This is a genomic window from Sphingobacterium multivorum, from assembly GCF_900457465.1.
In the GTDB taxonomy this organism is placed as follows: domain Bacteria; phylum Bacteroidota; class Bacteroidia; order Sphingobacteriales; family Sphingobacteriaceae; genus Sphingobacterium; species Sphingobacterium multivorum.
Genome location: NZ_UAUU01000005.1, coordinates 115,032 through 135,493, shown reverse-complemented (window position 1 = coordinate 135,493; position 20,462 = coordinate 115,032). Strand labels below are relative to the sequence as shown.

Genomic DNA, 20,462 nt, shown 5'->3' with positions numbered 1-20,462 from the left:
ATTTATAATTTATTTACTAAATACTACCGTCCAGCACATGTTTATTTAATATATTTTTGCTATTTTATAGCTCGGTTTGACTGTTATTTATTGACTACGCCTAAATCCCAGCTAATGGATGAGTGAATTCAAACATAGAATTTGTGATTGTTTTATATTGTAGAATTAATTCCTAAATCAACTGCATTACTTCTCAATTGATCGACACTACTTCCTGTCACTGCTGAATTGATCCCAAATATATCGAGTATATAAGGTTAAAAGTTGTCCAAATCTGGAGAAAGAGTTGTACATTTTCCGTACTAGCCCACTAGTTTTCAAAATACATAATACTGGATTTTAGTGGGAATGCTCGCACCTCTTGCGAAATAAGGACACTTTTGGAGAAATTAGGACAAGACTAGGACATGCTCGCACTGAACAATGGCTGTATGGCGCTAGATTTTTTTTCATTTTCCTGAATTTTTAACTGTTACCAGTTCAAGGATATGGAAGGTTTTTTTGGCCGAAAAGCGGCCATATGGTGGCCGAAAATTGGCTAATCATTATGCTCTTTTTCTCTCCCCTTTATTCACCATTTTTTCGTGTCTGGTTCGTGCCATCTTCGGAATGCGCCTACATATTTCCTACAGATTATCTACATATTGCCTACATAATCAGTAGGGAAGGAGTAGGGAAACAGTGGAGAAAAGCGGGCGGCCTCCGAATAAGGGGCGAGGCAGGTACGAAGGATTTATGAAAAAGGATGAACTAGTTGCGATATCATCATTTAACTGCCAATTTTTTTGTTTTTTTAATGTCCCGCAAAAATCCCCAAAATATGGGAAGTGAAAGAAAACACCACGGTTTGTCTTAGTATCTGCGTAAACTGTGAATTGAGATGTTACAATAATGTTGTTTCGTTTGTTTTTGGTGATGTTTCTTTTTGTTTTTTTTTTCTTAAATATGAAACTAACTACTTATTTTTAAATTAAAACAATGTTAACAATATGGTAATCATTGTTATGGTAGTTTTTGTGGTCTTGTTTGTTAGTTTTGCAGCGTTTAATCTAAATCTTATACCTGTTTTTAACTTGTGTTGTTTATTTCTTATTCTTTCAATTTTTAAGAAATACATTTGTTTTGTTTGTTTTGAAATATTTGTTTTGTTTGTTTTTCTGAATTGTATTCGATCTCAAGTCAGAACCAGTTATAGATTTGTTTAACCAAAATTATTATGAAAAATATAATCAATTAACATTCTCTTTGTTATCGTTGCTGTTTTTTTCTTATTGTAAAGAAGATGTTGCAACAAGGCAAGGTGAGCATGATCCCAATAAACCGGTCGTGCTCTCTTCTTTCTATCCTGCAGAAGGCGGAGCTAAGGATAAAATCTTATTAGATGGTCAAAACTTTGGATCCGATCCAAATAAGATCAAAGTGTATTTTAATAATGCACGGGCTGCAGTAGTCTCCTCAAGTGGAGAACGTATTTTATGCTATTGTGCCACGTCTTCCTGGTGATGATCCCAAAATTTCGGTTGTCATCGGTAAAGATTCATTGATTTATGATAAATCATTTACTTATCATATCAGGCGCAGGTCAGTACAGTTACCGGTACAGGGATAAGGACTTTTTAGCAGGTACACTCGATCAGGCACATGTCTATGGCAAATACCTAGATATGGACGCGCAAGGCAACCTATTTATGACCTGGCGTGATGGTGGATCATTTGGGATAGCGCGTATCAACGAAAAGGAAAATATCGTTTACCCCTTTATATTCAGCTGCATCCTCACCAAACCCTTATGCCAACGGGGTGACAGTGGATCGGGAAACAGGTATTATGACAGTTTCGCACGAGTCGGTTGCGGAGTGTTTTTTTTTCCTTTGATCCAAGAGAAGCTTGGACACTTCGCCAGCGGAATGCACAGTTCTCAGCAGCTGATTACGGCAAAATTGTTCAGGCGGATAGATATGCCAACTTTGTGACTTTTTGCCCTACGATGGCCATTTATATACACGCTTCCGTGATGGTCATATCGCTAAAATAGATCCGGTGACATATGCTGCGACGATCGTGCACAAAGGGCCTTATGGTTCACAATATGGACAGGCTATTAATCCAGCAAAACCTTGGGAGTTGTATATTACGTTACACTCAAACGCTAGCCCGAACACGTTTGCACAAGGAATTTCTGTATTAGACCTACGTCCTGAACATATCAACGAAGGCTTCAAACGTATCAATGCACCGGGTGGGTCGGGATTTCGCGACGGCCCCGTTAAAGATGCAATTTTCAATTATCCAAAGGATATCAAATTTGACAAGACCGGAAATATGTTTATTGCCGATTATGGTAATCACTGTATCCGTATGCTATCGGCTGATGGAATTGTTTCTACTGTTGCCGGACAACCGACTAAAGCTGTTATAAAGACGGTGGGCCTGTAGAGTCGCAGTTCAACCAACCTTGGGGAGTTGCGGTGAATGATCAGGGCGATATCTATATCGCCGATTGGAGCAATGCGCGCATCCGTAAATTAGTTATCGAATAATTAACCTACTTATTATATTATGAAGATTTTTTATTTTTTGTGCATGCTGCCGCTGTGCCTCTGGCTATCACCTGCGCTTGCACAACAAACAGAAGAACAGTTAACGATTGCCGGAACTGTCGTTGATAGCAAGGGGCAACCTATATCTAAAGTATCAATCTATGTCAAGGATAAACCGAAAGGAGCAACTTCTACAGATGATAAGGGAAAGTTTACTATTAAAGCTGTGTATGGAGACTGGTTGGTATTTACCAGTGTGGGCTATGACGTTGCCGAGCATTTGGTGGTAGAATCCACCAGTAATCTTGAATTAAAGATGCTGGACAAGAGCACCAATATCGACGAGGTTGTGGTTGTCGGTCTGGGAGCCAAACAGCGAAAAATTAGTTCTGTAGGTGCCATTACAACAGTAGATGTAAAACAGTTACAAAGTCCCGCACCTTCTATCGCGAATATGTTAGGGGGCCGCGCCGCTGGTATTATTTCGATGCAGACCTCGGGTGAGCCTGGAGCAAATATTGCAGATTTTTGGGTGCGTGGTATTGGTACATTTGGTGCCAATGCGAAAGCCTTAGTGCTTATTGATGGACTTGAAGGTGATTTAAATACGATCGATCCCGCTGATGTAGAGAGTTTCTCCATTCTGAAAGATGCTTCGGCAACAGCGGTATATGGTGTGCGGGGTGCAAATGGCGTTGTATTGGTAACCACTAAACGCGGTACCGTAGACCGTATCCAGATTACAGGGCGAGCAAACTCTACGTTATCACGACTTAATCGCCTACCGAAATACCTACGTGCTTATGATTATGCCCTATTGGCTAATGAAGCTTCCGTAGTGCGGGGGAGCGAGCCCTTGTTTAATGATACAGAATTAGGTATTATACAACAACATCTAGATCCAGATATGTATCCAGATGTCAGTTGGCAGGATGAGATTCTAAACCGAAGCTTTTGGCGTCAGAGCTATTATGCCTCTGGGCGCGGCGGTTCTGAGGTAGCACGATACTTCCTGAGTTTGGGCGGTAATAGCGAAACAGCAGCGTACAAAGTCGATAAGAATAGTATTTACAGTTCTAATGTTGGCTACAATACTTACAATTACCGTGTTAATCTTGATATTAACTTAACCAAAACAACGAAGGTATTTTTGGGTTCAGATGGCTTTCTATCTGTTAAAAAAGAACCTGGTTATGGTAATACGGATGATATCTGGAAAACACAATCGACACTTACGCCCATTTCCATCCCGCTTAAGTACTCTAATGGCTTATTACCCGGGGTTGGATCAGGGCAGCGTTCATCACCTTATGTGATGATCAACCGTACAGGTAACTATAATAATCAAAACTATAAAGGTAAGGTAACACTGGCATTGGATCAGGACTTGAGCAGTGTGCTTGAAGGGCTGAAAATCCGTGGTCAAGGTGCTTATGATATCCAGAGCTATTTTTCTGAACGTAGGTGGATGCAGCCTGCATTGTATGAAGCAACAGGCCGTAATTTGGATGGGTCATTGATCATGGTTCAAAAGGTACAGGAAAGGCCCGCGTCCTATTCAAAATTCGTAAGCCAATATCGAAAGTATCATTTTGAGTCTACACTTAATTATGATAAAAAATTTGGAGAAGATCATCGTACTTCAGCTTTAGTTTATTATTACCTGAGCGATGCCAAAAATACGGATGATGCAACCAATAATTTGACGGCGATACCTGTTCGTTATCAAGGTGTTTCCAGTAGATTTACCTATGGTTATAAGGATACTTACCTATTGGATGCCAATTTCGGTTATACCGGTTCCGAGAATTTTCAACCTGGTCGCCAGTATGGTTTTTTTCCTTCGGTAGCGATAGGATGGGTACCTACAAGTTACCAATTTATGAAGAATGTAGCTCCTTGGTTAGATTACTTCAAAATCAGGGCGTCTTATGGTACTGTAGGTAACGATAGAATTGTAGATGACGTACGTTTCCCCTACCTCACTAAGGCGGATATAGATCGGAATAAGGTCTGGGGAATTGATGGGATAGAAACGATTACCGAAACCCGTATCGGTGCAGACAATCTAGCGTGGGAAAGAGCTATTAAATCCAATTTGGGTATTGAAGGAAAGCTCTTTAATAATAAAATTGATTTTGTTATAGACTTTTTCCAAGATCAACGGAACGGTATTTTTCAACCGCGGGTGCAAGTGCCGGATTATGTGGGCGTAATTTCTAATCCGTATGCCAATGTGGGGCGTATGAAGAGCTCGGGTGCTGATGGTAATATTAGCTACACCACCAAGTTGAATAGTGATATGACCCTTACTTTGCGGGGTAACTTCACTTATTCAAAAAATGTTGTGCAAAACTGGGAACAGGCTTACCTAGAGTATTCTTACCTAGAGTATAATGGTTATCCTCATAATTCCATTCGTGGTTATCAAGCATTAGGCTTATTTAAAGACGAAGATGACATTAAATACAGTCCGACACAAAGCTTTGGAACGGTATTACCCGGTGATATTAAATACAAGGATGTGAATGGTGATGGTATCATTAATACCCTTGATAAAGTACCATTGACCCATAGTAACTATCCATTAATCATGTATGGATTCGGGGGAGAGTTCCGTTACAAAAATCTATCATTAGGTGTCCTTTTCAAAGGAACAGGTAAGACTTCCTTCTTCTATGTTGGGCAGCCGATGAAATATAAAGATGTTACTGAAAATACGGGTATGGGCTATATGCCCTTCTTCGGCGGTACAGATGGTAACGTCATTACCATGGCTAATGATCCTGCCAATCGTTGGATCCCGAGAGATTATGCGCTACAGCATGGTATTGATTTATCCTTAGCCGAAAATCCAAATGCCAAATTCCCGCGTTTGCAATATGGTAATAACAGGAACAACAGTCAGTTATCCTCCTTTTGGATGGATGATGCCCGCTATTTGCGATTGCAAGAACTTACGTTGAGCTATAATGTAAGCCCGAATTTCTTAAAGCGATTAGGTGTCAAATCCATGGATCTTCAGTTTGTTGGAAACAACCTATATATCTGGGATAACGTTAAGATTTTTGACCCCGAACAGGCGGCTTGGGGTGGACGTAAATACCCAATTCCGACGACTTATTCGTTACAGGCTTATATTAATTTTTAATACCATAGAAATAATCGAAAGACATGAAAACGTCAATAATCATGAATAGAATTGCCAAATCCAGCTTAGCGATACTAGTGTTGTTTATGGTGACATCTTGTAAGGACTATCTAAATATTGATCAGTACTTTGACGATGAATTTAATATTGATTCGGCATATGCAAATACACGTTACTTAGAAGCGTATATGTGGGGGGCGGCAGCAATGTTCCCTGACGAATCCAATACGATCAGATCCAACTATACACCAGGGCCAATGGCGACAGATGAAGCTATAAATGGCCTTACAGGTACTGGGACAACCAATATTTACTACGGGATGGATTTTGTCACCGGAAATATTACGCCTGATTTTTATGGTGGACTTAACCAATGGGGAAAATATTATAAAATTATCCGCAAGGCGAACAATGTATTGAAAAACATTGATGTGCCAAAGGACATGAGCTACGCAGATCGTAACCGTATCGAAGGATATACACGTTTTATTAGAGCTTACGCATACTATAACCTCATTATAGATTTTGGCCCACCAATCTTGTTGGGAGATGAAGTTGTGAATACCAATGAGGATATTGCGTATTATGACCGGCCCCGGGCGACGTATGATGAGGCTATGGAATACATCTGTGGTGAATTTGAAAAGGCTGCTGTACAACTTCCTGTTGATGTTAGTCTATTGGATTTCGGCAAACCGACAAAAGGTGCCGCATTTGCATTGATCGCCCGTTTGCGCTTGATCCATGCCAGTCCATTGTTTAATGGCGGACCTGTTGCCGCATCCTATTTTGGTAGCTGGATTCGCAAGACCGATGGCACACATTATGTATCACAACAATACGATGAAAAACGTTGGGCAGTAGCCGCTGCCGCTGCTAAGCGTGTTATGGATATGGGCCGGTATAAATTATATACAGTGCCTGCGGACGAAAGAACGCCTACACTTCCAGCTGGCGTAACGTCCGATCCCAACTTCTATGGAAGCTTTCCGAATGGGGCGGCTGATATTGATGCATTTAGATCATATTCTGACGTCTTTACCGGTGAGGCTGTCGCTTCAATCAATCCCGAATACATTTGGGGGCGTAATACAGAATATTTTAGAACGGATTTGAATCAGGGGGCATTTCCGCCAACTTTAGGAGGATGGGGACGTTTCTCGGTGACACAAAAAGTTGTAGATGCTTATCTGATGGATGACGGACGTACCAAAGAAGAAGCACGTGGCGATACGTATTTTGAGGCGGTGGCTGATCTTCCTGCCGGTGGAACCTTTGGCGATTTATTTACGGCTCAACCGCGTAAATTTTCAGGTTACCCACTGAATGCGGGGATATTTAAGATGTATGCAAACCGTGAAATGCGTTTTTATGCATCGATAGGTTTCAACGGTGCTGTGTGGCAGGCTTTGTCGAGTACAACGTTGAATACACATACGGCTAAATATTTTTATCAGGAACCTGATGGTCGAGGTGGTGTCTCGGCATCGTCGCCTAACTATCCATTAACTGGTTATGTTATTAAGAAATGGGTAAATCCATTTGATGCAATCAGTGGCACGGGGGCCAGAATGATGCCCAAAGCATATCCTATTATACGTTATGCAGAAATATTGTTATCCTACGCTGAAGCACTAAATAACCTTACTGGAAGCCATACGGTACAGCTTGGTGATAAAACCTATACCGTGAGCCGGGATGAAAGTGAAATAAAAGGTTCTTTTAATGCTGTTCGATACCGTGCGGGTTTACCAGGATTGTCTGCTGCGCAGCTTGCCAACAAGGCAGAGGTACAGAAGCAAATAGAACGTGAGCGTATGGTGGAGTTTCTATGGGAAAACAGACGCTTTTACGACGTACGCCGCTGGGGTAAATACGAAGAGACTGAACGCGAACCAATTCGTGGTATGAACCCCGATGGTGCGGACCGGGAATCTTTCTACAAGCGAATTTCACCAGGTACATCGTCATTCTTGACACGTCAGGTAGACAAAAAATTAATTTGGGTGCCTATACCTCGTGCCGAAATGCGCAGATTACCATCATTGGATCAGAATCCGGGCTATAATTAGGATTAAGCATTAAAAAAGGAAAATATAACCGTCTTCCATAACCGTTTTGGTTTGTGGAAGACATTAAAATATTAAATTATGAAACGAAGTTTTATCGCTATACTGACAGCTTCGATGGCTTTAGTTGCCTGTAAGGACAATGAAGTATTCGAAAAGGAAATGTATAAAAATGAGGTAGCATTAATAAGTTCTGATTATCACAATACGTTTAAAGAAGTGGTTCGCTTGACGGGAGAAGAGGTAATTGGCTATGTAGCGGCATCTTCAGGAGGTACCCATGCGCCTGATAAAGATCTTGTTATTGCACTGGAAGAGGATTCAGAACCTTTAGTAAAATACAATTTTGCTGTTTACGATAATTCGGAAGATCTGTATGCCAAATTACTTCCTAAAGAGAAGTATGACATCATGGACAAAAGGATTGTGATCAAAGCAGGCGAGCTAACAGGCCGTACCATGGTTAAATTGCGACCAGATGGATTATCTCCGGACTCTACCTATTTTATTGGGCTGAAAGCAACAGGTTCATCCGGTGTTGAAATCAATCCTAAGAAAAGCACCATATTGTATCAGGTCATCATAGAGAATGAATATGCATCACAGGCCAAAAATACCATGTATTCAATGGTGGGGTTTGCCAATGGTTTGTCTACAGCGGCGAATAAACAGCTATTTCCATTAACCAGCAATAGCGTGCGGATGGTCGCCGGAATGAAACCTTTAATCTAAGTACCTAATATTACGAAAAACTGTCTTACGTTGGAGATAGATGATTTTAATAACGTAAAGATAAAGCCCTACAAAATATTCAGGTCGTACAATTGGACAATGACCCAATGTATCCGAATAAATTCAAAGTGGAAGAAGCATTTGGTATGCGCACAAACGTGTTTTATTGTCATATCAATATACGATAGGCAATGTGACGACAATTATGAAGGAACGTGTTGAAATGCAGGTTAAATAAAATTATGGAATTCATGAATACGATTAATTATTATAAATTGGATACGTTTCCAAAATCAATAGTTGTCTTTTGTCTTAGTTTGATAATGATACTAACATCCTGTAAAGACGATCTTGCGGTAGATGGTGCTTTTGCACTAAAAGATAACCCATCAAAATTGACCGCTGCGGCTGATGGTTTATCTGAAACCTACACTGTTCAGGCGACAGGCAAATGGAAGTTGAGCCCCTCCGAAAAGAAAACTGGCTTAAAATCGATCCAATGGAGGGGAATGGAAATGGAACATTTACCGTTACCGTCCACAAAAATACCGATCCCGAGCGCGTGAACTGACTTTGTTTTTTACTTTAGATGGAAAGTTACAAAATAACGTGCTGAAGGTAGAACAGGCAGGAACCACAGATCAAGGACAGGTGAAAGATCCCTATTTAAAAATAGATGGCATATCCAACCGTTTGGAAGTTCTGGAAGAGGGAAGTAATGGACAATATATTCTCCGTTCTACAGGTAAGTGGAAGTTGCGGTGGAGGACGAGTCTGACTGGGTTAAGGTTTCCCCTATGGAAGGTGAGGGCGATACCCCGATAACAATCACTGTAAATAAAATACCGACATTGAGCGTACAGCAAATCTATTGTTATTTTTAGACGATGTGCAACAGGCATCTCCGCTAACGGTATATCAGAAAGGCCAAAATTGCAAGTAGAGGGCGATGTCGTTCTTCAGGAGGACTTTAACTGGCTGACCTATGGAAGCGAGATCTTTAATGCGACTTCAGGCGAAACCAGGATTGCTTTATGGAGCACGGAAGAGTGGCCAAAGGCTGGACCAGTACGATCAATACGACAGAAGGTGGCGGTAATTATGCATCGATTTATGCGCGACCAGGCTTTATTAAATTAGGGCGTACGAACTACGGCGGCGATCTAATTTCGCCGAAGCTGGCCAATGTACAGCGTACAAAAATCTATTGGTTACCTTCAAAGCTGTACGATATGCCACTGGTGATCATTATCTACTCAACGTTGGTGTCAAAGGACCGGGAACGGTCAGCGTGAGCCAATTTAATGTGATGAACGTGCAACTCCTAATTCGAATCTAGAATCGTGCAGGGCTGCATGGCAAGCTCCAGAGGCGACCTATTCTTTTGTTGTTACGGGAGCTACTGCGGAGACTCAAATTTGGTTATTGGGTGGCGCTTTTGATCAGCGTGCTGGTAATTGGCCAGCTACTGTTAACCGTATCTTTGTCGACGATATCGTTGTTACCGTCGCTAAATAATAAACCTGGCCCATGCATACTTCTCTTCAGAAAAATTGCATGGGCTATTTTGTGCCCCCTGCTAAGTAATTGTTAATAGCCTTTAATCACCTATTTTTTATGAAAAAAAAGAACAATATAACCGACGGGTCTTTATTCGAACTACATTGGTAACCGGACTTGGCCTAACATTAAACTTATACAGCTGCACCAAAGCTTCAGCTATTCCCGAAAATAAGCCCGGTGAACCCGAACCGGAGAATGAAGATAATACATTACGGATAACCGGTGTGCTATTGTCCGCCCGGATAGAATCTTCCAAGGGGGCGAATATACAATACAAGGAATGGGATTCAAGACGGGAGATCAGCTATATTTTGAATCACTGAATAAACCCGGTGTAATGGGGAAATTTACCGTCGCAAGCAAATCTGCTTCTGCAGATCATATTGTTTTTGTTTCCCAACGGACTTGCCATCGGATAGTTATCGGATATCCGTAAAACGCGGAGCCCAGTCATTTTTGTTGGGATCAACCATTGTCAATTTATTTTTTAATGCGAATATCCCCGACAAAACAGGAATGACTGTAAAGGGTGTTGTTTACGCTAATGGTGTAGGTGTTGCCAATGTTGTGGTATCAGACGGCTTTGAAGTGACAATGACGGATGCAGCTGGTATATATTATTTACCTTCTTCCAAAAAGGAAAATATGTGTTTATCTCCATACCGGGAAACTACGAAGTTGATTCAAACGTCAATGCGCCTCAATTCTTTCAACGCCTTTCGCAGCCGGCTAATATTGTTGAGATTAAAGATTTTGAGCTTAAGGCTGTAAATAATGAAAAACATGTGGTCATGGTGTTGGGGGATATGCACTTGGCTAAACGTACGGATGACCTGAATCAGTTTCAGAAAGGATTCCTGCCCGATGTTAATCAATCAATACAAAACTATAAAAATGCGGCAATAAAGTGTATGCGCTGACATTGGGAGATATGACTTGGGATGGGTACTGGTATACCAATAATTATGCACTGCCGCAGTATATTGTTGAAATGAATAAGATCAACGCGATGGTATTTAATACCATGGGCAATCATGATAACGATCCAAAGTTTTATGAAGATTGGGGGGCTGAAGATAAGTTCCGTGATGTATTGGGGCCGACTTATTATTCATTCAATATCGGTAAGGTACATTACATTGTTTTAGATAATATTGAATATATTAATGCCGGTGATGCAAGGAACTATAATACAAAAATTGTCGCCGATCAGATTGAATGGCTCAAAAAAGATCTAGCAACCATTACGGATAAGGATACGCCGATTGTGATCGCTATGCATGCACATTTACATACCAATCCAATTCTCAATACGAGCGGTGCCGAAACCACAGGATATCGGATAAGCAATGCGCAGGATTTTGTGAATACCTTGAATGGATTTAACACCGTGCATGTGCTCACGGGACATACGCATATCAATTATAACGTAGAAACAGCTGCTACGCCGCATATCATGGAGCATAATACAGCTGCCATCTGTGCGACCTGGTGGTGGACCGGTAACGCGGGATATGCAGGCAATCATATTTGTAAGGATGGGGCCCCAGGAGGCTATGGAATATGGGCGATAGACGGAAGAGATTTAAAGTGGGGGTATAAGAGTATTGGTGAGCATGCTGATTATCAATTTAGGGCTTATGATCTTAATCAGGTGCATCTTACCAAAGATAAATATGCCCCAATTTTAAGCCTACAAGTGATCTGAAATGGCAGAGTTATGCGGCGGAATATGCGAATCCCAATAACAACAATGAGGTACTGATCAATGTTTGGAACTACGATAAAAATTGGAAAGTCGAAGTGAGTGAAAATGGTCAACCGTTGACAGTCTCCCGTGTCCGTATGCGAGATCCATTGCATATTGTTTCCTATTCAGCACAGCGGCTTAATCGAAATGCTACCCCCACCGAGGACTTTGTCAGCACCCTGACAGCGCATATGTTTAAAGTGAAGGCCTCTTCTCCCACCAGCACCTTGTTAATTAAAGTAACTGATCGTTTTGGTAAGGTTTATCAAGAAACTATGGTTAGACCCAAAGCTTTTGGATACCTGATGAAGTAGTAGAGAGCTAGATAAAGCTCCGTCACCTGAAGACTGAGCTTTATCTAAATCAAGTTATTCCTATAAAGAATGATCTGTATTATCGAATATAAGATTTGATGGTACAGGGTCTATTAATAGGTAATCTTAGGCTTGCCATTTTCACAAACCACCCCTTTGGCTGGTTTGTCATTTTTGTCTGGACAGTTCAAGCTTTTGTCCAGCACTCTTTTTGCATGATCCAAATGATTATACTGTTCTGCCATATTGCCAAACTCAGCAAAGTTTTCTTTGTCAGTATACAATATAGAGATAAATTCACAGTCTTTACGAAAGGGGCGATATGCCATTTACTTGGGTCGGTACAGGGAATGTCATTGAAAAATGTGGTCAATTTTAGGTAACAGTTCATCCAGCCGCTGGGTTAATTTCAGGCAGCTCCAGATCCCTAGCGCTGGCGACTTTGACTTTGCCTGCAATGCAGCGTATTCCAAAATGAGGCGGAAGATAATTTTCAGCTGGACTGGTATTGTAAACAATAGGCCCTTTATATACTTTCTGTGCCGTTTCTTTAAGGTCTGCAGCTTCGGCAATTAATTTATTATAAGCTTGCTCAAAGCTCGGATGTACGGGGACATAGGTGTAATAAAGCGTGTCAATACGACATTCCTTTAGGTCATTGCAGGAAAGATTTTCAGTTAGTTTAACAGCTTGTTGGATTTTATCGTCTGCTAGGCTAGTGAGTTCTCCATAGTCGTCTTCTTTTTTACAGCCTACAAATAAAAATGTACTAAATAACAAAAAGTAAAATAGGTGTGTTAAGTGCTTCATAAATTTGGTTTTTGTAAGATTAACGAAAGCTATTAACTATCTGCTACAGTCAAAGGTATTCTAATGCAGGGATATATTGCTTTTTATTATCAATAATTAATAAAGTTGTTTTCGAATAGTCTTTAGTTCGGCGAAATTAACATTTAAAAATGACTTAGTCTAAAACACTTTAGTGTAGTATTATTGCTAACCATCTCTATACGACTTGTTTTGATACAATGTGCAGGTAGGCAAGGGTTGTCCATAATTACTTTGTACAGGGATGTCTTTTTTTATGCCAGAAAATGAGATAATACCGCGAAATTGTCGCACTCCACTACCGCTACAAATTAATGTTACGTAGAAAAATAATATTAAAATTCGTATCTTCGTGCAATGGATAATTTTATTGTTTTCTGGCACGTAAATACCGGCCCGATTACCTTGATTCGGTTGTAGGTCAGCAACACATTACTGGTACCTTAAAGAATGCGATACACAACAATCAGTTGGCGCAGGCATTTTTATTTTGTGGTCCCCGCGGTGTGGGGAAAACTACCTGTGCGCGTATTTTAGCTAAAACAATAAATTGTGAAAATATCTTAGCAGGCACTGAACCTTGTGGTGCATGTGCTAGCTGTAAGTCTTTCCAAAATGGAAATTCTTTCAGTATTCATGAACTGGAATGCCGCATCCAATAATTCCGTAGATGATATCCGCAACCTGATTGATCAAGTACGCATACCACCACAGGCTGGAAAATATAAAATCTATATCATAGATGAGGTGCATATGCTTTCTCAAGCGGCTTTCAATGCTTTTTTGAAGACATTGGAGGAACCTCCTTCCTATGCTATCTTTATCCTGGCGACTACTGAAAAACATAAGATTTTACCAACGATTCTTTCGCGCTGTCAGATTTTTTTGATTTTAACCGGATCAAAGTGGAAGATATGGCCAGTCATTTGGCCCGTATCGCTGACAGGGAAGGTATTGCTTATGATCAGGACGGATTACATATCATTGCCCAAAAGGCCGATGGTGGCCTTCGGGATGCCTTGTCGATGTTCGATCAGATCGTCAGTTTTTCCAATAAAAATGTCACCTATCAAGCTGTAATCGATAATTTGAATATCTTGGATTACGATTATTATTTTAAGCTAACGGATGCTATTTTAACTGAGGATGCACCACAAACTTTATTGATTTTCAATGAGATTTTAAATCACGGGTTTGATGGCAGTCATTTCATAGCCGGTCTGTCTGCACATTTTAGAAATTTGCTGGTTGCTAAAGAGCCGGCTACGCTAAAATTATTGGAAGTCAGTGATAGTATTCGTCAAAAGTATCTGCAGCAGTCCCAAAAAGCTTCTCCAGGATTTTTGTTATCTGCATTGAATATTTCCAATCAATGTGAGATCAACTATAAGACAAGTAAAAATCAACGCCTGCAAGTTGAACTTTCACTCCTCAAGACATGTCATATCGCAAGTGCGATTAAATTGAGCCAGCTTGGATCCGTACAGATTCCTTCGGCAACCGAGGGCGTAAAAAAAAAAACTTCCTGAGCCAGTAGTTGGACAAGCGCAACAAACCTCGGTAGTCCCTACTCCGCAAGCGACTTCTCCAGCGAATGCTCCTGTCGTTGAAAACCCTGTGACACCGCGTTCGCAAGCTAACCCCGTAAATTATCAGGCTTCCGAGACTAAGGAAGAGGTGAAAAAAGATCCTATTTCCAACGTGCCTCCTAAAGTAAAAAAAGGCGGGTGGGGAGCATCTACTGCAGCAATTATTCCGTCTTTGCCGGATTTGAATACCATATACGATAACAATGCGGTTGCCAAAGAAGGTGATGAGCCAGAATTAATACGTGGAAGCGAACAACGTGATGTTTCATTCGGTCAATTTATTGCTGTTTGGAATAGTTATGCTGAACAGCTGAAAGCGGAAAACAAGATTAACTTGTATACCATGATGACGGCTATGCAACCGCGGTTAAATGGGGTATTGATTGAAATTGATGTCGAAAATGGTGTTCAGATGGATGTATTGCAAAGTGCAAAGGTTGATGTGTTGAACTACCTACGTGTGAAACTCCAGAATTTTTCGTTGGATCTGCAGGGGGTGATGATGGAACATACTATTTCACGCAAACCCTATACTTCCCAGGAGAAGTATCAAGCAATGGTCAACAAAAAACCCGCTTTTAGATACTTTGCGGAAGGAGTTTAACTTGGGGCTAAGCTAATTCAAACACGCTAGTTGTTTTTTATTTTTGTACATTTGCAAACTCTTCCATGAAGAGGGAAATATTTAGTATTTATTATGCAAGGAAATTTTCAGAGACGTGATCGCGACCACGGGGAAAGACGTGAAGTGAATCAGATGGTATTTGGTATTCGTGCTGTCATCGAAGCAATCGATAGTGGTAAAGAGATCGAGTCATTATTTATACAACGCGGTTTGAGCGGCAGTTTGATTCTAGAATTGAAAGCCTTGTTAAAGGAACATAATATCGCTTCTCAACAGGTGCCAATTGAAAAATTAAACCGCATAACACGTAAAAATCATCAAGGTGTAATTGCGGTTATTTCTCCAATTACCTATCATGATATAGAAGAACTTCTCCCTCAGATTTATGAAAAAGGTGAAACTCCTTTACTTCTGATGTTGGATGGAGTGACAGATGTGCGCAATTTGGGTGCTATTGCACGTACAGCGGAATGTTCTGGAGTACATGCCATCATTGTCCCTAAAAAGGGCTCAGCTGAGGTTAACCCCGATGCCATTAAAACATCTGCTGGAGCACTCTATAAAATCCCTGTCTGTCGCCATGATAGCTTGTCCAAAGTTGGTAAATTTTTGATTGATTCAGGTGTGCAATTAGTTGCCAGTACAGAAAAAACAACCTCGAGCATTTATGATGTGGATTATACAGCTCCAACCTGTGTGATTATGGGTGCAGAGGACGTTGGTGTTTCCAATGACCTAATCCGTATTGCCGACCACCTGGCCAAGATACCAATGTACGGTGAAATAGGTTCGTTAAATGTATCTGTGTCGGCCGCAGTAGTGATCTATGAAGCGATTCGTCAACGGATTGTTAAAAAATAAAGAATATAATTTAGTTGATTACAAAAAAGCCTTTGTTTTTGACAAAGGCTTTTTTGTAGACTAGTTTTGATAAATATCTTCAATCTCTTGTTCGTATTTTTGCAAGATAACTTTTCTTTTCATTTTTAAAGTCGGTGTCAATTCACCGGTTTCAACGGTCATTTCGTCTGGGACTATGATGAACTTCTTGATCTGTTCCCAGCTGCCAAAATTTTGATTAATACGGTTGAGTTCCGATCTCATTTTCTGTTTCAGTTCAGGACTATTTAGAAAATCTAGCCTAGAAAGATTGGCAAGGGCGGGAAAAGCACTTCTTGACCATTCTAGAAGATTATTATAGTTGGGAACAATCAACGCCGCAGGAAATTTGCGGCCTTCTCCAAGTACCATAGCCTGTTCGATAAATGAAGATTCGACCAGTTTAGATTCGATCTGCTGCGGAACGATATATTTTCCTCCAGAAGTCTTGAACATCTCTTTCTTTCGGTCTATAATTTTAAGAAATTTACCGTCTACCCATTGACCAATGTCCCCAGTATAAAGCCAGCCATCCTTGATCGCTTCTGCTGTTGCCTCTGGATTTTTATAATAGCCAATCATATTATTCTCGCCTTTAGTCAATATTTCTCCATCGTCAGCAAGCTTTATTTCGATATGAATTAACGGTAAGCCTACAGTCCCAATTTTCATGCCTCGTTTATAGCAGTTTACAGCGATACATGGTCCCGCCTCAGTGAGGCCATAACCTTCATATATTGGAATTCCTGCTGCCATATACAGACGGATTAATCTTTCCTGTAAAGCAGCACTCCCGGAGGCAATCCCTTTGATGTCACCACCTAATGCTTCGCGCCATTTTGAAAAAACTAATTTACGGGCAATGTTCAGTTGAAGGTCATACCACCATGTACGTCCCTCCAGTTTGTATTGTTCGCCGATGCTCAAGGACCAGAAGAATAGCTTACGCTTGACTCCTGTTAGCTGCTCTCCTGTAGCCATAATCTTTTCATAAACTTTCTCCAATACACGAGGTACAGCGGAAAAAATATGCGGTTTAACGGATTTAAAATCTTCACCTATCGTATCCATCGATTGAGCAAAGAAGATTGTCAAACCTTTGTACATATATACATATTGGAATACGCGTTCATAGGCATGACAAACTGGAAGAAAGGAGAGGGCACGATCACCTCGTTCGACAGGAAAGGAATATTCACTACTCAACGTATCTGCCAATAAATTTTTATGAGACAACATAACACCTTTGGGATTTCCTGTTGTGCCAGAGGTGTAAATGATGGACGCTAATGTATCGGTTTTTATACCATCACGTAGTTGGTTTAGCGTTTCATCTGTAATGATCTCGCCCTTGGAGACGAAGTCATGCCAATGGTTTAGACCATCCTCTTTGTCTAGACTGTAAATAGCATTTAGTTGCGGACAATCATCTTGTATCGTTAATATCTTTGTGTATAGTGTCTTTGAACTGACAATACACTTCCTGATTTCGGCATGATTGAAGATATATGTGTAATCTAAGGTCGAAATATTAGGGTAAATGGCGACTACTACAGCTCCAATTTGTTGAATAGCAAAATCAAGGATATTCCACTCGATGCGGTTCTCACTAATTAATGCTACTTTCTCTCCCGGCTGAACGCCTAATGCGATCAAACCTTTAGATGTCTCGTTGACCTGTTCAATAAAATAAGTATTGCTTACTTTTACCCATTCGTTACCTTTTTTGAAAGAAAACATCGGGAAATCCGGAGCAATATTATATTGCAGGTATGCTAAATCAAATAATCTTGTTGCTACTATTGGCATGTTAGAAGTCCAGTTCGTATAATACAGCTAATTTAAGCTTTTTTATAGAGACTATTATATTGGCAGGAGATATTAGTGCCTGTACTTTTAGAAGGGGATATAAAAGAAAAGACTCTGGTAAATCAAGCTACGTGCTTTTATACCAGAGTCTTTAAACTCTTATTTTAAATACTAATGACTAGTATTTGCTTTTTGATTCTTTACGTTTTCCAGAGAAATCACGGAAGCCACCGCCATTGCTGCTACGCTCACCACGATCACGACGCTCACCACTGAATCCGCCTTCACGTCTTCCGCTGCGTTCGCCGCCACCATATCCACCTTCACGTCTTCCACCGCGATCTCCACCACGGTATCCACCTTCACGTCTTCCGCCACGGCTTCTTCCACCACGGTCGCTACGACCTTCTCCTCTAGCTTCACCAGATACTTCGATACGTACTTGACGACCATTGTAATCTACACCTTGGAATCCTTGGAATACTTTTTCTACTTCTGCATCTTGAACTTCGAAGAATGTGAACACACCTTTCAAATCAATTTTACCGATTGATTTTCCTGAAATATTCGCATTGTTACAGATAAAGCCTAACATGTCTCCACGAGAGAATTCATCTACTGAACCTAAGTTCATAAATAAACGCGTGTAGCCTTTTGAACCTTCACGTGAACGACCATCACGTCTATCACCGCGGTCTTCACGACCACCATCACGCGCTTCGATATTTAAATCAGGTGCATTTTTGTAATAATCCAAGAAACGGTTGAACTCAAGAGAAGCGAATCTTTTGATGATATCTTCTTTTGAAAGTGATTCCAAATTTTCCATAATTGCAGGCAAGAATGGACTGATTTGTTCATCGTTTACTTCAACATTTTCAATCTTTTTAACGATAGAGAACAATTGTTTTTCGCAAACTTCAGCACCTTGAGGTACTTGTTTTTTCTCAAAAGGCTTACCGATGATTTTTTCAAGATGACGGATTTTGCTTAGCTCTTTTACGTTTACCAAAGAAAGCGAAATACCAGTTTTACCTGCACGGGCTGTACGGCCAGAACGGTGCGTATAGTTTTCTGTTTCATCAGGTAAAGAGAAATTGATAACGTGAGTTACATCACTTACATCAATACCACGAGCGGCGACGTCTGTTGCGATCAATAATTGTAAACTACGGTCACGGTAACGTTTCATAACTTTATCACGTTGTTGTTGGGACAAGTCGCCATGCAGTGAATCAGCGTTGTAACCATCTTTAATCAACGCTTCAGCGATATCCTGTGTTTCGATTTTTGTACGACAAAATACGATACCAAAGATATCAGGGTTTGAATCCACAATACGTTTGAATGCAGCATATTTATCTTTTGCTTTGATCAAATAATAGTGGTGTTCAATGTTGGCATTACCGGTGTTTTTTGTACCTACAGTAAGCTCAACTGGATCGGTCATATAATTCTTTGCGATACGACGTACCTCAGCAGGCATTGTCGCCGAAAATAACCAAGTTTTTTTCTCGTCAGGAGTTTCTGACAAAATGTTGTTGATGTCTTCTTTGAAGCCCATATTGAGCATCTCATCCGCTTCATCCAATACAACATATTTTACATTTGAAAAATCAATCGCATTTCTGCCGATGATATCCAACATACGACCTGGGGTCGCTACTACAATTTGCACTCCACGTCTAATTTGACGTAGCTGGTCTGAGATATTTGCACCTCCATATACAGCAACAACATGTACGTTGTCAACGTATTTAGCAAATTTTTCTAAATCTTTTGAGATTTGTAAACATAATTCCCGAGTAGGGCAAAGAATTAATGCCTGTGGGTGTTTTTGAGAAAAGTCTAATTGCTCTAATAATGGAAGACCAAATGCCGCGGTCTTTCCTGTGCCAGTTTGGGCTAATCCGACAAAATCGTCGTTACCAGTCAATAAAACAGGAATGGCTTTTTCCTGAATTTCAGAAGGTTTTTCGAAACCTAATTCTGAGATGGCATTAACAACTTCCTCACGGATTCCCAGTTCTAAAAATGGGTTCATGAAATATTTTATACAATAGGCACTATTGCCTAAGGCGATGCAAAGATAAGAATAATATTGGAATAAACAAATAATTTAAACAATTGATTTTTAAGGTGATCTGATTCTTTTGTACTAAGTGATAATAAATTGGGTCGTGTTACTTAGATTTAGCGCGCTTTAACAAGTTTTATTTTGAATGTGAAACCATTTACAGCCTAGCTTATTTGAAAGGGATGCTCAACATAAAATTATAGATTTCTTTAATTCCGATAAAGCCAAAGATAGATTGTTGGAGCACTGGCGTAAACATATATTTGACTATTTCTCCGATATTGTGCAAAAATATATTCCTATTTAAATCTGCTGTTAACTAGGTATAAAATGCTGCAAAAGCAACCTGATCACCTGGATTATAACGTAAATCGACGATCAATTCCTCTATTTGTTTTGATTTAAGATTTTGTATTGCTTCTAATAGCGAATAGGCTCCATCGAAATCAAATTGGCATATAATTACTTTAAATAGGGGGATCTTTTTACGTTTACCTTATCAAAGAATAAGATTTCGATAAGAAAAGGAGTAATAA

22 protein-coding genes and 1 pseudogene are annotated in these 20,462 nt (G+C 40.3%); 19 read left to right on the top strand and 4 right to left on the bottom strand.

The features are described from left to right. Positions 1 to 1,197 precede the first annotated feature (1,197 nt). The 14 genes from DTA23_RS28675 (at position 1,198) to DTA23_RS06970 (ending at position 12,119) form a co-directional block, all read left to right on the top strand. Positions 1,198 to 1,503 carry an IPT/TIG domain-containing protein gene (locus tag DTA23_RS28675; protein ID WP_256603027.1) on the top strand — a complete coding sequence of 102 codons (306 nt, stop codon included), beginning with the start codon at positions 1,198 to 1,200 and terminating at the stop codon, positions 1,501 to 1,503. A gap of 44 nt (positions 1,504 to 1,547) precedes the next feature. Beyond that, a complete protein-coding gene (locus DTA23_RS28670; protein WP_256603025.1) occupies positions 1,548 to 1,973 on the top strand; it encodes a hypothetical protein in 426 nt (141 codons plus the stop codon). Between the two features lie 4 nt (positions 1,974 to 1,977). Further along, complete coding sequence (locus tag DTA23_RS28665; protein ID WP_256603024.1) at positions 1,978 to 2,436, top strand: NHL repeat-containing protein; 459 nt, start codon at positions 1,978 to 1,980, stop codon at positions 2,434 to 2,436. A gap of 32 nt (positions 2,437 to 2,468) precedes the next feature. After that, the gene (locus tag DTA23_RS30225) at positions 2,469 to 2,540 is read left to right on the top strand and encodes a hypothetical protein (protein ID WP_370445069.1); all 72 of its coding nucleotides are present in this window, start codon (positions 2,469 to 2,471) and stop codon (positions 2,538 to 2,540) included. Positions 2,541 to 2,559: 19 nt separating this feature from the next. Continuing rightward, positions 2,560 to 5,691 (top strand): SusC/RagA family TonB-linked outer membrane protein, encoded by a 3,132-nt coding sequence (locus DTA23_RS07005; RefSeq protein WP_112374237.1) that lies wholly within the window; start codon positions 2,560 to 2,562, stop codon positions 5,689 to 5,691. Between the two features lie 23 nt (positions 5,692 to 5,714). After that, complete coding sequence (locus DTA23_RS07000) at positions 5,715 to 7,763, top strand: RagB/SusD family nutrient uptake outer membrane protein (protein WP_070567268.1); 2,049 nt, start codon at positions 5,715 to 5,717, stop codon at positions 7,761 to 7,763. Between the two features lie 78 nt (positions 7,764 to 7,841). Continuing rightward, the gene (locus DTA23_RS06995; protein ID WP_256603022.1) at positions 7,842 to 8,492 is read left to right on the top strand and encodes a DUF1735 domain-containing protein; all 651 of its coding nucleotides are present in this window, start codon (positions 7,842 to 7,844) and stop codon (positions 8,490 to 8,492) included. Between the two features lie 451 nt (positions 8,493 to 8,943). After that, positions 8,944 to 9,063: a BACON domain-containing protein gene (locus DTA23_RS31035; RefSeq protein WP_502263818.1), complete on the top strand. Its 120-nt coding sequence runs from the start codon at positions 8,944 to 8,946 to the stop codon at positions 9,061 to 9,063. Positions 9,064 to 9,101: 38 nt separating this feature from the next. Next, positions 9,102 to 9,317, top strand: a complete 216-nt coding sequence (locus tag DTA23_RS28655; protein ID WP_256603019.1) for a hypothetical protein — start codon at positions 9,102 to 9,104, stop codon at positions 9,315 to 9,317. A gap of 209 nt (positions 9,318 to 9,526) precedes the next feature. Further along, positions 9,527 to 9,787: a hypothetical protein gene (locus DTA23_RS28650; protein ID WP_256603017.1), complete on the top strand. Its 261-nt coding sequence runs from the start codon at positions 9,527 to 9,529 to the stop codon at positions 9,785 to 9,787. Between the two features lie 548 nt (positions 9,788 to 10,335). Continuing rightward, positions 10,336 to 10,491, top strand: coding sequence for a hypothetical protein (locus DTA23_RS27065; RefSeq protein WP_172462339.1), 156 nt, complete (start codon positions 10,336 to 10,338; stop codon positions 10,489 to 10,491). An 80-nt stretch (positions 10,492 to 10,571) separates the two neighbouring features. Continuing rightward, positions 10,572 to 10,826: a metallophosphoesterase N-terminal domain-containing protein gene (locus DTA23_RS30220; RefSeq protein WP_218565308.1), complete on the top strand. Its 255-nt coding sequence runs from the start codon at positions 10,572 to 10,574 to the stop codon at positions 10,824 to 10,826. 136 nt (positions 10,827 to 10,962) lie between these two features. Continuing rightward, positions 10,963 to 11,763, top strand: coding sequence for a metallophosphoesterase family protein (locus DTA23_RS06975; RefSeq protein ID WP_146753023.1), 801 nt, complete (start codon positions 10,963 to 10,965; stop codon positions 11,761 to 11,763). A gap of 95 nt (positions 11,764 to 11,858) precedes the next feature. Then, positions 11,859 to 12,119, top strand: coding sequence for a calcineurin-like phosphoesterase C-terminal domain-containing protein (locus tag DTA23_RS06970; protein WP_502263817.1), 261 nt, complete (start codon positions 11,859 to 11,861; stop codon positions 12,117 to 12,119). A gap of 387 nt (positions 12,120 to 12,506) precedes the next feature. Here DTA23_RS06970 and DTA23_RS28640 read toward each other — a convergent pair whose 3' ends face one another. Continuing rightward, positions 12,507 to 12,929: a hypothetical protein gene (locus tag DTA23_RS28640; protein WP_256603014.1), complete on the bottom strand. Its 423-nt coding sequence runs from the start codon at positions 12,927 to 12,929 to the stop codon at positions 12,507 to 12,509. A 395-nt stretch (positions 12,930 to 13,324) separates the two neighbouring features. On the opposite strand from DTA23_RS28640, the gene DTA23_RS28635 reads away from it, so the two are divergent. From DTA23_RS28635 to rlmB, 5 genes and pseudogenes are all read left to right on the top strand, one after another. Further along, positions 13,325 to 13,609: a DNA polymerase III delta subunit-related protein gene (locus DTA23_RS28635; RefSeq protein WP_370445068.1), complete on the top strand. Its 285-nt coding sequence runs from the start codon at positions 13,325 to 13,327 to the stop codon at positions 13,607 to 13,609. Further along, positions 13,563 to 13,775 (top strand): annotated as a pseudogene (locus DTA23_RS28630) (DNA polymerase III delta subunit-related protein); the annotation flags it as partial. The gene DTA23_RS28635 and the pseudogene DTA23_RS28630, both read left to right, overlap by 47 nt. Positions 13,776 to 13,861: 86 nt before the next feature. Beyond that, entirely contained in the window at positions 13,862 to 14,476 is a 615-nt protein-coding gene (locus DTA23_RS28625) for a hypothetical protein (RefSeq protein WP_256603013.1), read from the top strand. An 88-nt stretch (positions 14,477 to 14,564) separates the two neighbouring features. Next, on the top strand, positions 14,565 to 15,140 hold the full coding sequence (locus tag DTA23_RS06955; RefSeq protein ID WP_112374232.1) for a DUF8439 domain-containing protein: 576 nt from the start codon (positions 14,565 to 14,567) through the stop codon (positions 15,138 to 15,140). A gap of 93 nt (positions 15,141 to 15,233) precedes the next feature. Continuing rightward, on the top strand, positions 15,234 to 16,022 hold the full coding sequence (rlmB, locus tag DTA23_RS06950) for a 23S rRNA (guanosine(2251)-2'-O)-methyltransferase RlmB (RefSeq protein WP_046672182.1): 789 nt from the start codon (positions 15,234 to 15,236) through the stop codon (positions 16,020 to 16,022). 60 nt (positions 16,023 to 16,082) lie between these two features. Here rlmB and DTA23_RS06945 read toward each other — a convergent pair whose 3' ends face one another. The 3 genes from DTA23_RS06945 to DTA23_RS30215 all read right to left on the bottom strand — a co-directional run bounded on the left by DTA23_RS06945 (position 16,083) and on the right by DTA23_RS30215 (position 20,386). Further along, a complete protein-coding gene (locus DTA23_RS06945) occupies positions 16,083 to 17,849 on the bottom strand; it encodes an AMP-dependent synthetase/ligase (RefSeq protein WP_112374231.1) in 1,767 nt (588 codons plus the stop codon). Positions 17,850 to 18,027: 178 nt separating this feature from the next. Further along, positions 18,028 to 19,893, bottom strand: coding sequence for a DEAD/DEAH box helicase (locus tag DTA23_RS06940; protein ID WP_070567253.1), 1,866 nt, complete (start codon positions 19,891 to 19,893; stop codon positions 18,028 to 18,030). 352 nt (positions 19,894 to 20,245) lie between these two features. Then, positions 20,246 to 20,386, bottom strand: a complete 141-nt coding sequence (locus DTA23_RS30215) for a S41 family peptidase (protein WP_368072493.1) — start codon at positions 20,384 to 20,386, stop codon at positions 20,246 to 20,248. Between the last annotated feature and the right edge of the window lie 76 nt (positions 20,387 to 20,462).

Coding starts and splice junctions, on each gene's coding strand:
- DTA23_RS28650 (WP_256603017.1), top strand. CDS start 9,527: ATGGAGCACGGAAGAGTGGCCAAAGGCTGGACCAGTACGATCAATACG.
- DTA23_RS06995 (WP_256603022.1), top strand. CDS start 7,842: ATGAAACGAAGTTTTATCGCTATACTGACAGCTTCGATGGCTTTAGTT.
- rlmB (WP_046672182.1), top strand. CDS start 15,234: ATGCAAGGAAATTTTCAGAGACGTGATCGCGACCACGGGGAAAGACGT.
- DTA23_RS28625 (WP_256603013.1), top strand. CDS start 13,862: ATGGCCAGTCATTTGGCCCGTATCGCTGACAGGGAAGGTATTGCTTAT.
- DTA23_RS30220 (WP_218565308.1), top strand. CDS start 10,572: ATGACTGTAAAGGGTGTTGTTTACGCTAATGGTGTAGGTGTTGCCAAT.
- DTA23_RS07005 (WP_112374237.1), top strand. CDS start 2,560: ATGAAGATTTTTTATTTTTTGTGCATGCTGCCGCTGTGCCTCTGGCTA.
- DTA23_RS07000 (WP_070567268.1), top strand. CDS start 5,715: ATGAAAACGTCAATAATCATGAATAGAATTGCCAAATCCAGCTTAGCG.
- DTA23_RS31035 (WP_502263818.1), top strand. CDS start 8,944: ATGGAAGTTGAGCCCCTCCGAAAAGAAAACTGGCTTAAAATCGATCCA.
- DTA23_RS27065 (WP_172462339.1), top strand. CDS start 10,336: ATGGGATTCAAGACGGGAGATCAGCTATATTTTGAATCACTGAATAAA.
- DTA23_RS06945 (WP_112374231.1), bottom strand. CDS start 17,849: ATGCCAATAGTAGCAACAAGATTATTTGATTTAGCATACCTGCAATAT.
- DTA23_RS28640 (WP_256603014.1), bottom strand. CDS start 12,929: ATGAAGCACTTAACACACCTATTTTACTTTTTGTTATTTAGTACATTT.
- DTA23_RS28670 (WP_256603025.1), top strand. CDS start 1,548: ATGATAAATCATTTACTTATCATATCAGGCGCAGGTCAGTACAGTTAC.
- DTA23_RS06940 (WP_070567253.1), bottom strand. CDS start 19,893: ATGAACCCATTTTTAGAACTGGGAATCCGTGAGGAAGTTGTTAATGCC.